Origin of the sequence: Methanosarcina sp. MTP4 (assembly GCF_000970045.1) — an archaeon.
Lineage (GTDB): Archaea > Halobacteriota > Methanosarcinia > Methanosarcinales > Methanosarcinaceae > MTP4.
Genome location: NZ_CP009505.1, coordinates 3,482,067 through 3,495,964 on the forward strand (window position 1 = coordinate 3,482,067; position 13,898 = coordinate 3,495,964).

General features: G+C 41.1%; 12 protein-coding genes. 8 read left to right on the forward strand and 4 right to left on the reverse strand.

Annotated elements, in window-relative coordinates; translation table 11 throughout:
* Positions 1-380: 380 nt before the first annotated feature.
* The gene (locus tag MSMTP_RS14590; protein WP_048180868.1) at positions 381-977 is read left to right on the forward strand and encodes a class I SAM-dependent methyltransferase; all 597 of its coding nucleotides are present in this window, start codon (positions 381-383) and stop codon (positions 975-977) included.
* Between the two features lie 528 nt (positions 978-1,505).
* On the opposite strand, the gene MSMTP_RS14595 is transcribed toward MSMTP_RS14590, so the two are convergent.
* The gene (locus MSMTP_RS14595) at positions 1,506-3,314 is read right to left on the reverse strand and encodes a histidine kinase N-terminal 7TM domain-containing protein (RefSeq protein ID WP_231582804.1); all 1,809 of its coding nucleotides are present in this window, start codon (positions 3,312-3,314) and stop codon (positions 1,506-1,508) included.
* Positions 3,315-3,813: 499 nt separating this feature from the next.
* Here MSMTP_RS14595 and MSMTP_RS14600 point away from each other — a divergent pair, with 499 nt between their 5' ends.
* A complete protein-coding gene (locus tag MSMTP_RS14600) occupies positions 3,814-4,053 on the forward strand; it encodes a hypothetical protein (protein ID WP_048180870.1) in 240 nt (79 codons plus the stop codon).
* Positions 4,054-4,254: 201 nt separating this feature from the next.
* Here the strand turns inward: MSMTP_RS14600 and MSMTP_RS14605 are convergent, their stop codons facing one another.
* From MSMTP_RS14605 to MSMTP_RS18675, 3 genes are all read right to left on the reverse strand, one after another.
* Positions 4,255-5,328 (reverse strand): hypothetical protein, encoded by a 1,074-nt coding sequence (locus MSMTP_RS14605; protein WP_048180871.1) that lies wholly within the window; start codon positions 5,326-5,328, stop codon positions 4,255-4,257.
* Positions 5,329-5,834: 506 nt separating this feature from the next.
* Positions 5,835-7,025 carry a hypothetical protein gene (locus MSMTP_RS14610; protein WP_156153853.1) on the reverse strand — a complete coding sequence of 397 codons (1,191 nt, stop codon included), beginning with the start codon at positions 7,023-7,025 and terminating at the stop codon, positions 5,835-5,837.
* Between the two features lie 415 nt (positions 7,026-7,440).
* Positions 7,441-7,608 carry a type II toxin-antitoxin system HicB family antitoxin gene (locus MSMTP_RS18675; RefSeq protein ID WP_082090645.1) on the reverse strand — a complete coding sequence of 56 codons (168 nt, stop codon included), beginning with the start codon at positions 7,606-7,608 and terminating at the stop codon, positions 7,441-7,443.
* Here MSMTP_RS18675 and MSMTP_RS14620 point away from each other — a divergent pair.
* From MSMTP_RS14620 to MSMTP_RS14645, 6 genes are all read left to right on the forward strand, one after another.
* Positions 7,598-7,867: a winged helix-turn-helix transcriptional regulator gene (locus MSMTP_RS14620; protein WP_197076098.1), complete on the forward strand. Its 270-nt coding sequence runs from the start codon at positions 7,598-7,600 to the stop codon at positions 7,865-7,867. The genes MSMTP_RS18675 and MSMTP_RS14620 overlap by 11 nt on opposite strands.
* A 387-nt stretch (positions 7,868-8,254) precedes the next feature.
* A complete protein-coding gene (locus MSMTP_RS14625; RefSeq protein ID WP_048180880.1) occupies positions 8,255-9,727 on the forward strand; it encodes an RNA-binding domain-containing protein in 1,473 nt (490 codons plus the stop codon).
* 429 nt (positions 9,728-10,156) lie between these two features.
* Positions 10,157-10,645, forward strand: a complete 489-nt coding sequence (locus tag MSMTP_RS14630) for a hypothetical protein (protein WP_052718420.1) — start codon at positions 10,157-10,159, stop codon at positions 10,643-10,645.
* A 1,180-nt stretch (positions 10,646-11,825) separates the two neighbouring features.
* Entirely contained in the window at positions 11,826-12,074 is a 249-nt protein-coding gene (locus MSMTP_RS14635; RefSeq protein WP_048180884.1) for a hypothetical protein, read from the forward strand.
* Positions 12,074-12,364, forward strand: coding sequence for a hypothetical protein (locus MSMTP_RS14640; protein ID WP_048180888.1), 291 nt, complete (start codon positions 12,074-12,076; stop codon positions 12,362-12,364). The genes MSMTP_RS14635 and MSMTP_RS14640 overlap by 1 nt, the downstream gene beginning before the upstream one ends.
* A gap of 500 nt (positions 12,365-12,864) precedes the next feature.
* The gene (locus MSMTP_RS14645; RefSeq protein WP_048180891.1) at positions 12,865-13,656 is read left to right on the forward strand and encodes a hypothetical protein; all 792 of its coding nucleotides are present in this window, start codon (positions 12,865-12,867) and stop codon (positions 13,654-13,656) included.
* Positions 13,657-13,898: the final 242 nt, after the last annotated feature.

Sequence of the window (13,898 nt, forward strand, 5' to 3'; positions counted from 1 at the left end):
AGCGACACAGATGCTGCAGAAACTACTGAAGTTGTGACAATAACAAAAATAAAAAACAAAAGAAGAAATATTCCAGATGATCGGGTATTTCCTGTACTCACGTCACCACAACCTTTAACGTTAAAATATAATTGGTTTTGAACCTTAATAAATACTGACAAAGTAGAAATAAAATATAGTATAAAAACTTATGAAGAAAATTAAACAAATGTCCAAAAAAACAACCCGGGTGTGAAAATATAAAAAATATTAAACCTATGAACAGAAACTATCCCTAACAGAAGCTATCCCTTATCCGGAAAAAAGAACACAGGAATAAGTCAAATTAAAAATCAAGGAGATACCAGCTTTCTGCCCGGCTTACTTCGAAGGTGAAAAAAATGAATTTTGAAAATCCAGGCCTCTTAGAAAAAATAATGGAAGAAATCCTGGAATATCGGATAATGTCCCATGCACCCATGTACAAAAAGTATCTCATGAAACTTCCATTAAAAGGAAACGAAAAAGTGCTGGAGTTCGGAAGTGGAGGAGGAGTCTGCTCAAGACACCTTGCAAAAATACTTTCAAATGGAGGAAAACTGACCTGCATAGACATCTCCGAATACTACATTTCAAAAGCCAGAAAAAGGCTGCAGAAATTCAATAACATCGAAATCCTGGAAGGGGACTTGCGAAAAATGGAGATACCAGCTTCCTCTTTCGATGCCATACTCATCCACTTCGCCTTTCACCATGTATCCGAACATGAAAAACAGGATATCATGAATACCCTGGCATCCAAACTGAAAAAGAGCGGGACAGTTTTTATAAGGGAGCCAATTGACGAAAAAGGATTCGAACTTCCCGTAGAAGAGATCAGGACCCTGACGAAAAAAGCGGGACTTGAAGAAGTGGAATTCGGGATGGGAAAAGTGATGAGGATGGGAACGGTCTATGAGGGAGTTTTCAAGCCAGGTCCGGGAAAAACTGAAAATTGAAAACTGAAATAAAGAAAAATGGAATCCTGAAACCCGGAATTCTAAGATGATCGAAACTGAAAGATTGGTCATCCTGCATTATTCGATTGAATCTTTAAGTAAAAAAGAGTAAGGGCTTGCTCTGAATTCCCGGTTATGCCCTATACAACTTGAACTGGTTATCTCACGTCGTTTTTGTTCCGGGCTCCGAAGGCGGCCGGCTTTTCCAGAAAAAAGTCTAGACAGAATAAAAAGAAGAGAAAAAGGCAAAATAGAAGTTAGAAGAATAGAGAATACAAAAAAATAAAATCAGTGAGAAAAAAGGCAAGAGTAAAAAATCAAAACAAATACGATCTGTAAAACAATCTGTAAATATTCTTTTCAATAATTCTTTCCAATATCTCTTTTCTTTTTGTGAGGACCGCCGGGCAAGCTGGCGGAGGCACTCCTATGAAATTCTAATTGAAAAACGGATTTAAGGGCCAGGGAAATTTAAGACAGTGAAATATTTCTCGGACCAGGAAACCATTCCTCGAGCTTGTTTCAGCTTCAGGTCAAATCAGGACTTAACTCCGGTTCGAAAACAGGTTCAAAACTAAGTTCATTTTCTATTGGCCTCAAGTCCGGGCTAAGGTCAGTTCCGGCCGGTCTCCAGTTTCCAGGCGGGACGGTGATCTCGAACCTTGCGCCTTCTCCTTCGCACCCTGTTTCCCTGATTTCCATTCCCGTGATTGAGAAGATGTTTTTTACGAGGAAGAGCCCAAGCCCTGTGTTTTTCCCGACGGACTTTTCGAAAATGATTTCTTTCATGTCCGCGGGGATGCCAACTCCGTTGTCCAGGACTTCGATTACAGCGTTTTCCCCGGCTTCCCGGAAAGTAACAGAAATCTCTGATACGGATTCCCCGTGGGAAAGGGCATTGTCAAAAAGGTTATAGAATGCTTTCTGGAAAAGGGGATCAGCGTATACTTCCATATCCCCTTCCTGTATGGAAAATTTAACCCCGGCGTTTGAAAAAGCAAATGCGGCTTCATTTGCCGTGCTGCGGACAGATTGCCAGACCGGAGACTCGACTCCGAGGTTCTGGTAGTCCCCGGTAAAAAGTATCTGGGAATGGATCGTTTCAATGCTTTTTTTGAGGTTGTTCAGGTATCTTTCGGTTTTAGGATCGTTTATTAGGTTTGCAGGCAGTCTTTCGGAAAGCAGTTCCGTATATCCGGAAAGCACGTTGACCTGGTTAAGGATATCGTGGCGAGTGATGCTGCTCATGAGGTTTATCTTTTTATTAGCCTCCTTCAAAGCTTCCCTATACAGGTATGCCTCCGTAACATCCCGGATTATGACCAGTCTTCCCTCTACACGGCCCTCAAAACGGATAGGAGAAACTTTTACGTTAAAGAAGATCTCATTCGAGCCTTTTTTTGTTGAGACTTCCTGAGAAAAATCCTCTTCCCAACCATGCCCTGAAAAAGAGTCCACATGCTCCCCTAAAATTTCCATCACACTTTTTCCGAGAGCGAATTTCCTGCTCTTGCCTGCTATGTCCAGAACCGCGGAGTTGATATCAGCGATATTCCCTTCCGTGTCCAGCACAATATATCCGTCTTTCATGGTCTCAATTACATTTTCCCGGGCAATAGGGACAAGGTTGAGGAACTCCTCCTCCCGGGTCCCCCAGAAAAAGAACAAACCTGCAATGGCAAAGGAAAAAGCGGTCGGGTCAATGAAGGCAAAGGGACCGATGTTCTTTACATAGAGCACATTGCCAAAAATTGGCAGAAGAGCCCCGGACGTAAGGATACCCAGCTGGGGCTTTAAAGCCGGACTCGAACGGATAAACTTGATGGCAAAGAAAAAGATTCCGAGCAAGCTTAAAGAAAAGGAATAAACATAAAGTATACGGAAAAGTGGCCCTTGTTCAAGTATGAGTATGGGAACTTCCCCAAAAGTTTCAACGGAATAACCGCTGTAATAGAGCCAGTGAAGGCTGTTGGTATTAACTGCAAGTACCGACAGTACAGGCTCGATAAAAAAGAACTTTTCAAACCTGCGGGTGAAGTTTCGGCCCATGTCACAGTACTCGGCCGCGAATAAAAACCACATCACAGAAAGAAACGCATTCCCCGGGTATGAGAGTCGGGTACAGAGGAACTTGGCCTCCGCACCGATGAAGCCCACCTCTCCTGCGTAAAATACCGTCCACTCAGCCATGCAGAGCATGAGAAAAATGAAATACTTTGCAAAACGCACCCTTCGGTAGTCAAAGGTCAGGTATGCCTTATAGGCCAGGAGAAGTGAGACAAAAGCCGAAAAAATCAGGGCGCCCATATACGGAACTGAGGCAGGATGGATTTGCAAAATTATACGTTTTCCCCCTTTTTCCTTTTTTTATTCATTCATAAGCACCGGCATTAAGCCCCGGGAAATTGAGACCAAACACTACCCAATTAATATAAGTGTTATACGGAAACGACGTATATAAAAGCTTTCATATATATAGAAAGCACTAAATATTAAAAATGGAGCGGGAGGGAAAAAATAATAGAAGATTAAAGAAAAATGAGAGAGAATAAAGGAAAAAAGGGGTAAAGGGAGGGAATAAAGAACCTTAGTTCCCAAATTTTAAGCGCATATAAGCATTATATGACCTCAATAGATGCCGATTTTGAGATCCAGTCAAAAAAAATAATGTGCTTATAATTTAAGCACATAATTCAACATCTGAAGGCCTTTATGCGCCTAAAAATACGGAATGCAGGAAAGAAGATTAAAGAAGAAAAAAGGAGATAGAAAGGCAAAAAAGAAGAATAAAGGAGAATAAAAAAGATTAAAGAAGAATAAAAAGGAATACAGACACATGGGATCTGAGGAGAAACTGGGAGCCCTGGAAACAATGGGAAGAATCCTTATATTCACGCCTCTGATTATGGGCCTTATGAACTTCATAATGGAGATATGGGGAAAAGGACCTGACCTGGGATCAGAAGCCGGGTATTCTGTGATCCTGATGATCAATACAGGCATTATAACCCTCCTGTATGTCTCGGTCCACCGCTTCAGGGAAGGGATACGGCAAGCTGAATCTGGAAAAGGTTGAACGGCAATAGAGAAAGAAGTCCAAAATCCAGAAAATGGGTGCAAAAGGAGTGAAAGAAGATCTTCCGGGAAAACTCCCGTTGAAAGTAATCAGAGGAAATGGTTAGGGAAGGAGGAAACCCTAACCGGTAAAAATCCCCGCAGCAAGGGGACTTTATTTAGCGTCTTTATTTAGTGTCTTTTTTCAGTAGCTCCGGCTTGTTTACGGGAAGCTCATGAGGTCGGGAAACCCGACGTCAAGCCTGCATTTTTCGAAATCGCGCGTGCCCAGAAGCTTCTGCTTTATGCAGTGCATTGCAGCCAGCAGGCTTCCGTCGTTTTCAAATTCCATGCCACCGGCAAACGGGTGGACGTTTTCCTCCAGGATTTCCAGGAAGCGCAAGGACGTGTCCTTTCCGAGATAGGTGTCCATGACCAGGAGGTTTGCGAGTTCTTCGTAGAAACCTGTGAGTTCTGTGAGTTCGTCAAGCCAGCCGGAATTTTCGGCTTCTTTCGCCGCATACTGCTGTCCGTGGAGGTAAATGAGGTAGCTGGAAAGCGTACTGACCAGGTTTTCAACGCGACTGTCTTCCGGGAATGCAATAGGGAAGCGCTTCAGGACCGCAGGGGTCAGGGAGACCGGATACGACATTTCATTTTTGCAGAGCGAGGGGAAGAGCTTTGCAAGCGGACTGTTCAGGACTGCCGTTACGTAGAGGTACTTTTCAGGGTCTTTGAGGACAATCCCGCAGCCTTCCCTGAAAACGTGGTTTCCGGTGGGATCGTAAGCAGCCTGCAGGCGGTAGCCTTCGTTAATGATGATTTTCGGGGTGTTGAGGTACTCCATGACCTTTCTTCCCCTCACGCTGTAATAGTCAGCAGAATCAAGCGGGGAGGCGTCATGGTGAAAAAGCTTCTTGAAATCCATCACCTGATAGTAAGCCAGCGGATATTTTTCCTGCAGTTCGGAAGGAGGAATTGCCCTGCAAGCCTTTCGGACTCCACTGCCTGAAAACTCGTAAGGCAGCATAAAACCATAAGGTGAAGACCGGACTGCAAATTTTCCGGCAAGGGTCCCGGAAACATAGGGATAGACCAGTTCCGGTTCTATGTTTACGGCCACACAGAGCCCTTCGCACATGAACATGGCCTGCGGGTCGTTATTCCCCGGGAAGCCCACCTTGTGTAAAAAGATGTTACCGGTGCTGATGCCTCCGAATACGTCTTCGGAGATGTCTCCAAGTGTCAACGGCGTTTCACGAATTTTTTCGACAAGACCGTTTTTTTTCAAGAACATTTTGATACTCACTTCGGATAAAATATATTAATAAAGATATATGATAAAGGACATTTTACGGGAATTTTTAGTTGGGATTTTATTGAAGGAAACGAGGGGAGGAGAAAACTCCTCTTTTTAGGCTATTTTTGCTACGGATAGGATTTTGGAACAACCCGAAAGCCCGGGGTTTTCTAAAACCTTTACCATCCGGCCTGTTGAGCACAGGAAACTATTGTTCTGTGCAGGGGTTACTAAATATCATAAGTATATAAATATATTCGCACTGAAAATAAATTATAAATATAAATCATGACAAATTGGATAAAAATAACTCAATTACAGAAAAAAGGGGCCAAAACCCCGGGAAATCCGGACTAAACTCCCTAAGAATATCACGATTAATAAGGCAAAACCCGGAGTTTCCCCTTTCTCCGGATCGAACACGATGTTTAAAAATTAAAAAATCGTTTTTCAATCAACCTTAAAACCCTGATAGACCAATATCATCCATCAGAAAGCTCCGCTTACAACGCTACAGGCGAGACAGGCATTCCAGATACGTATTCCATAAACCCGTCCGCAGTGTATGAAACCGGATCTCCGCCTATCGTCCCGTTGACCTGGTAGTTTCCGATCATTCCCCAGAGAACCCGGAATTTGACATTCCCGCTTTCATCGACTATTACTATCGGGACAAGTACGGACTGCTCCGTGTTGAACCCGATTTCGAGATTATTGGCATCAGGAGACAAGGCATTTGATGCGCTTATGCTCGTATCCACGGGAAGAGGGAAGGAAGCTATGGGCAGGCCAATACCCTGGTCCGGTATCGGGAAGGTTTCATTGAAGGATGTCAGGTTATGCTCTATTTTCAGTTCATCCCCGCTGAAACTGGCAGTTATGTTTTCTCCCTTCCAGACACTCAGGAGAGAGAATGCAGATTGCGTATGGGAAGCGTTGGTAATGTTTCCGAAACTGAGGGAATATTCCCCTACCTCACTTTCATTCGAGCTGGAATTTAGCTGGATGACCTGACCCCTTTCCCAGCCAAAGTCCGAATCCCAGGACCAGTAGCCCCAGTTGTGGTCATGGTATCCTCTCCTCTGATCAAAGGCGTATGTCTGCCCGTCAACAGTAAGTGTCCCGTTAACCGTCATTTTCGCGGAAGTTATCAGCCCGTTGGTTTCCGTTCCCGGCACAGGCACCCCTGATATATTGTATGCAGGACTGGGCTCCACCTCAGGTACGAAAAGCGCGTCAAAAACCTTCGTCCCGTCATCCGACTCAACATACACGACGTATCCCTGATCCGTTAACGTCACCGAACTGTTAGAGATCGTAACGTTCGGGGATTCGGAAGAATACTCCACCACTCCCGGAACGAGAGGATAAACTCCATAAAACAAGCCAGTAGTGACATTAGTGGCGTTAGTGGCATTAGCCGAATACCCAAGCATGACTTCGGAAGCATTGAGAGCACCGTTCAATTTAAAAGTGCACGTTACTGAGAGGTTCTGTTCCTCATCGATGACGTTGAAATAGTGCCATTCGTTGTAAAGGTTTACAGGATCCCCCTCCCCGGGCGGATGGAATGCATCTACCACAGAGAGTTCTTCAATCAATGAACTATTCAGGGCTCCAAGACCCACATTCGAAACAAACAGAAGCAAAAAAATTCCAGTAAGTATCGGTTTCAATATTTCTTTAGTTTTCACTCATTAACCCCCACCCAATATCAAAAACGATGATCGTTCTTGCTTTCAAGATAGCATCGGGTTTAAAAGATACCCTTTACTATGCACAGATAAATTAACGGGAAATTATAAAAACATATTTATAAACAAAATGGAGAGACTCAATTTCTTCAATTCTTAATTAAACCCTGTAAAAAAATCAGGGCCATTTCAAGCAATTGACAGGATTTCTACAAAGCCAACGCAACCTTATTAGCCGTCCTCACGGGTTATTTCCCCGCGCCTTGGCGCGGCTTTTCCACGGCAGACAGGGAGAAAAGATGCCTTCAATATATCTTCCAGGCAGCCTGACAATAAGCCTACCCAAAAAACCCAAAAATGCTCTAAGTTACCAAAAGAAGCCCAAAAAGTAAAAGCAGGATAAGTTATCTCCATATCATTCCGCTTCAAGGCAGACCTGAATAGCTTCCTCTACACGCTCCATAGCCTGTTCCAGGGTTTTTCCCTGCGTGTAGCAACCGGAAATGTCCGGCACTGTCGCTATGTACATCCCGCCTTTATCCTGCTCAACCAGGACTGTGAAACCTGATTTTTTGAATTTCATTTTGAACCGTTTACATATTGATCCGGGGGTATTTAAGGAAAATGCACCTGTAAATGCACCTGTAAAATTGACAACTTCAGAAGAAGAAATTCTCGGACTGATCAAAAACGACATCAATATCACTTATGATACTATCGCAGAATCCCTTGGAAAAAACCGAACAACAATAATGAGAAATATCAAAAAACTGAAAGACGGGGACATCCTTACAAGAATCGGATCAGACAAAACAGGACACTGGGTAGTGACCAGAAAATAAGATACGAATAAAGTATGAGAAACTGGGGAAATCGGCTGGTTGCGCCGCGGTTTAGAAGTTAATATAGTTTCCAAAATAACTGTTTTATTATATATTCCAGCCAGCCAACCGCCCACCCTCAAATCAGCAAATCGAAAAACGGGACGCTAATATTCATTTCAACCTTTCGAAGTACGCAGCAGTAAACATTAATTTTCATCAGAACTTTAGAAGAGATGCCAGTCTGAAATTCAAATTACAAGAAATAAGAAGGCGTTCCAAAAACCAGAAAAACATTAGCTGAAGCGAGATCAAAAAAACAAAGGGCAGAAATTTAAGTACTCGAAGAACTCTTATGAAAACTGGAAAGCAGGAAAAAGAATTAAGCGAATGTTGTAGGCCACCCATATGAATCAGAAAGAGCTGTTGGATAAACTGGAAGAACTGGAGTGGGAAGACTTTGAGGTAAAGGAAGCAAGAACCTCCATTCCAAAAAGCAGCTTTGAGACGGTCAGCGCCTTTTCCAACACAAATGGCGGCTGGCTGGTTTTCGGGATAAAAGAATACAGAAGAGGGTATAATATTACTGGCGTAGAAGACGCCGAAAAAATCGAACAGGATTTTACAACTGCTCTAAGAGGAGAGAAATTCAACCAGAAAATAATAGCCACCTGTAAAAAATACCTGATAGAAGGAAAAAACGTGCTTGCCTTCTATATCCAGACTTCCGAAAAAAGACCTGTTTACTTCAACTCCAGGAAAAACACCTTCATAAGAACCGGAAGTGGGGACCAGCGAGCCACGGACGCGGAAATCGATGCAATGTACAGGGACTCCGCTTTTGGGACAAAAGACAAGGAACTTACGGACTTCACAATTGAAGATCTCAACCCGAAGACAATTGAAGATTACAAAATCTACCTCGGGAACGTAAATCCGGAACACAGGTACAACAAGCTTTCAGCTGAAGCTCTTCTTGAGAAACTGCAGGCCATAGTTGACGGGAAAGTTACCATTGGAGGTCTCCTTGTTTTCGGCACCGAAGACAACATCAACCGCCTGCTTACCGATTTCAGGATCGACTACCTGGAAATCCCTGGCACCTCATATTCAGATGCCCCAACCCGCTACAGCTACCGACTCTCTGAAGAAGAAAACCTCTTCCGCTTCTATTTCAGCATATTCGAGCGCCTGATAAAGAAAATAGACCTGCCCTTTACCCTCCGGGCAGATGGCTTTGCAACCGACAGACAGCCCCAGCTAACAGCAATCCGGGAAGCCCTGGTAAACCTCCTTATGCACTCCGACTACTTCAGCCCCATGAAACCCAGAATCCGGGTCTTCCTTGACCGGATCGAGTTCATGAACCCCGGCGCACTCCCAAAAGACCTGGACTCAATCATGAAAGAAGACTTCACAATGCCCAGGAACCCGACAGTTGCGAGGATCTTCCGGGTAATCCGGCTCTCGGAAAATGCAGGTTCAGGATTCGATAAGATGTTCGGAGGATGGAAGTCCTATTATGAAGTGGAACCGAAAGTTTCAGGAGAACTTGATTACTACAAGATAGTTTTCCCGTTATCGAAAGAAGAAACTGTAAAGGAAAGCACCCGAAAGGTTCAGGAAGAACTTAAAACCGGGGAGAAAATAATCCTCCTGATTAAAGAAGAACCTTCCATAACTACAAAAGAACTGGCAGGTGAACTGGGAGTTACAGTAAAAGGCATTGAATGGCAGCTTAAAAGCCTGAAAGAAAAAGACATCCTTAGAAGGGTAGGCCCCGATAAGGGCGGACATTGGGAAATAACTGAAAATTGGACAGGGGAGAAAACTAGGGAGAAAACTAGGGAGAAAACTAGGGAGAAAACTAGGGAGAACTAAAAAATCACCGGAAACCCGGATTATTTTTCAGTCTCAAACCTTCTCCACCCATCCCCTCAAATCCTCAGATTTCACCGCTGTTTTGAAGTTTATTTAGTTATCCAAAATAACTGTTTTATTATATTTTTCAGCCAGCCAACCACCCACCATCAAATCGGCAGGTCGAAAACTGGAACGCTAAAATCCCTATCAACCTTTCGGAAGCTTAACGCAGCAAAAATCCATTTTTCCGTAGAACAATTGAAGGCTGGAACTAATCCGAGCAACCGGAATAACTGTTTTATTATATTTTTCCGCCAGCCAACCACCCACCCACAAATCAGCCAAATTCTATCAAAGCCGAATATCTCCCAACATTAAAATAAATTATATAAGGAGAAAGAAAGTTAAGGTAAGTAAGTACTCTGAAAAGAGAAGATATTATAGGGAGTGCATAGTACGTCAGAAGAACCAGGGCTGCTTGCAAAGATCGCATCTGTCACCATAGTTCCAATCATTATTTGTGCAATCTTTATTGCTCTGGATAACGGGGAGTGCATTTTTGCAGAGTACATATCAAACGAATCGGAGTTTCAAGTAAATCTTAGTAAAAATACTAAATATGAACTCTGGGTTGTTGACCTGATAGGCCCCGAAAAAATCAACATATCAGTGAGAAAAGATTCCTACGTTGCATATGAAGACACGTTCATGCTAATGCATCCTGAAGGAGATTATCTTCCCTATCATCCGGATTTCACAGTAAAAGAAAACGGAACTTACAAAGTACATATCAAACCACAGGACCCAGGTACTGTCAAGATAGGAATCCTGGAATATCCATCAAAAAACGGCGGAATCATAAAAGAGAAAAGTGAGCAAAAAAAAGAAGTAAAACTGCTGACACCCTCAAAACTTAAGGAAGAATTAGGGATCTAATCTTATCCGAGCAACCGAAATAACTGTTTTATTATATTTTCCGCCAGCCAACCGCCCACCATCAAATCAGCACGTCGAGAAACGGGACGCTAAAAATCCACTCAACCTTTCGAAAGGATGCAGCAGTTGACACCTATTTTCCATCAGAACAACGGAAGGACGGAACTTACCCGAACAACCGAAATAACTGTTTTATTATATTTTTCCGCCAGCCAACCGCCCACCATCAAATCGGCAAGTCGAAAAACGGGACCTTAAAATCACCTTCAACCATTCGAAAGGATGCAGCAGTGGACATCCATTTTTCAGCAGAATAACGGAATGACGGATAGAATTAGAAAAATAGAGCCGGGTAAGAACAATTCCTCCATCAGCTATTCACTAAAACCTTTTTTCGATTTGCATTCCAGGTACCGGCGCTCTCACCGGTCGGCGAAGACGACCGGCTTTTCCAGAAAGTAAATTAAAATGAATAAAAATAATGAGTAAGTTCCCAAAAGTATGTTTATAATTAAAAAACAGAATATCGACATAAAATGAGTTGAATGAAAAGAAAAGCTAATAACAGAAGCTTATTTTTCAATACCTTTTTTCAGAAATTAAGGAAAAGGCCGTTTGCTCACGCAAACGGTGAGGGCCCTAGTTATCGAAATAAAGAAAGAAATTCCCAAAATTGGAATCAGTAGTAATCTCCGTAACAAAAACCAGGGCCATCTCAAGTAATATGCCAGGGGTTCTACATTTCCAGTTTTAATTGGAACAACGGAAAGCTGGAACTTAGCCGAGCAACCGAAATAACTGTTTTATTATATTTTCCGCCAGCCAACCGCCCACCCTCAAATCAGCAGGTCGAAAAACGGGACGCTAAAAATCCATTTCAACCTTTCGAAAGAATGCAGCAGTGGGAATCCATTTTTCCGTAGAACAACGGAAGGATGGAACTTGCCCGAGCAATCGAAATAACTGTTTTATTATATTTTTCCGCCAGCCAACCGCCCACCCTCAAATCAGCAAAAAGTTATCAAAAAATTAATACCATTAAATAATCTTACTTCATCTTAGAAAAACTGAAAGTTGAAAAGAAAAACTCAATTTGATAAAAATAGATAATTATTTAACCACCTTTTTAAAAATATGGTGAACTGGACGGTACTTAGAATATCAAGGAGAGAAACTGAATATGATTGGCTCTGCTTATGAAATCGTAACAAATACCATAAAAAATGGCTTACAATCATCGAAAAATAAAGATGAGATAAGGGAATGTAAGGAGAAAATAGAACACTTAGAAAAGAGCCACACTATTGAAGAAATAAAAGACTGCAAAGAAAAAATAAGAAAACTAGAAATGGAAGTTGCTGGTTTGAACGCATTCCAAAGAATAGTAGAAGGCTCACTGGAAATCAACATAAGAGGGGGAAACAAATAATGGAGTTATCACCGGAAAAACGCAATGAGATATACAGACTCAGAGATAAAATTGCCAACAATCAAGCAACTAGCGCCGAAATGAAGAGGTACCTTAATTTAATTTTAGAATCCAGTGACTACAACCGAAACGTTGTGGAAAAATACGTTAGAGAAATTGGTTATGACTCTATAGAGGATTACGAGGATCATTTGGACGAAAAGAACAGCGACGAATTTGTTGGTGGATTGTTACTAATTGGTGGAGCTGTTCTTGTTGGGTACCTTATCAACAAATTATCAAATAAATGAAGTCCTGCTTTTTTGGCGAAGTGCCGGCTTAATGTCGATGTGATGAAATATAACGGTTTTATTATATTTATCTGCTAGCCAACCGCCCACCATCAAATCAGCAAGTAGAAAAAGGGGACGCTAAAAATCCATTTAACCTTTCGAAAGCTCAATGCAGAAAAAGATCCATTTTTCCGTAGAACAACTGAAGGATGGAACTTAGCCGAGCAACCGAAATAACTGTTTTATTATATTTTTCCTCCAGCCAACCGCCCACCCTAAAATCGTCAGGTCGAGAACTGGGACGCTAAAAATCCACTCAGCCTTTCGAAAGGATGCAGAAGTGGATACCCATTTTTCAGTAACTTTTGAGGGGCTGCTTATATGTTTTTCAAATCTACAAGAAATCTAGAAAATTGAGGGCTAAAATATGTTCCACCAAAAAAACAGGGGTATACTTGTCATCAATTTAATATTCGAGAAGTAAAAATTTTAAGTATCTTTTAATCATATACGTAATCATGGTCAGTAATGAACTTCAATTAATCATATGGCTTGAAGAATTACTACAAAACAATCAGAAATTTTTTTATTATCTATCGATACTTTCACCATATGGTTTCATTTATTGGCTATACCCAGAAGAATTTTCGTTTTATAACTTTCTTTTCTCATTTGTGTTATTTACACTCCTAATCCATTTCATTTACGATAGGTATCTAGATGAAAAATTAAAGATTATAATAAAGATAAGGGATCGTATAGGATTAGAATTTGTAAAGGACAAAAGCACACTTTTAGAAATACAAAATGAGATGGAAATTTCACAAAAAAAGTATGAGCTAAAATCAAAGAATTTCAATGAAACAGATGTATTAAATCAAAAAGTGAAAAACCGAATTACCGTTTCATACAACAGAAAAAATGAAAGAATTGAAACTCTTATTAATGAGATGAAGAAACTTGAAGAAAAAATCATCAAACAAAAAGAAAATAAAAATCTACATGAATGTTTAAAAAATTATCAAGAACTTGATTTATTTATTATTTTTACTGCTTCATGTTTATTTATATTAATGTTTTTCCTCAAAAATGAGATAGCTCAGTCTTACCTTAAGATAATCTTTTTCTTGTTTTTTATCATACTTTTATCAATAGATATAATTCACAGAAATGTTAAGTATATTAAACTGTGGTTTAAGTATTATATATTCAAAAAAATTTGTTTATTTGCAATAAAATTTATTAAATTCCAAAATGAAAGATATGAAAAACATGACACATATTCAAGCAACATTTTGCGAAAACAATAAAATATAAGAAACTATCTATAATTAATTACTGACCGAAATTATAGTCTTGAACGCAACTATTTACACTTCATTTCTCATAACGAACTAAAAACACAATGTTTCGGACTAAAAAATGGGTCAGTCCAATCTCAAGTGTAATTCTTTGCGTAAATGACTATAGTCTAGTTTTTTGACATATTTTTCTTTTTCACCAGAACTTCTCCATTTTCACATACTGCCTCTCACCCTTCAGAATATCCCTT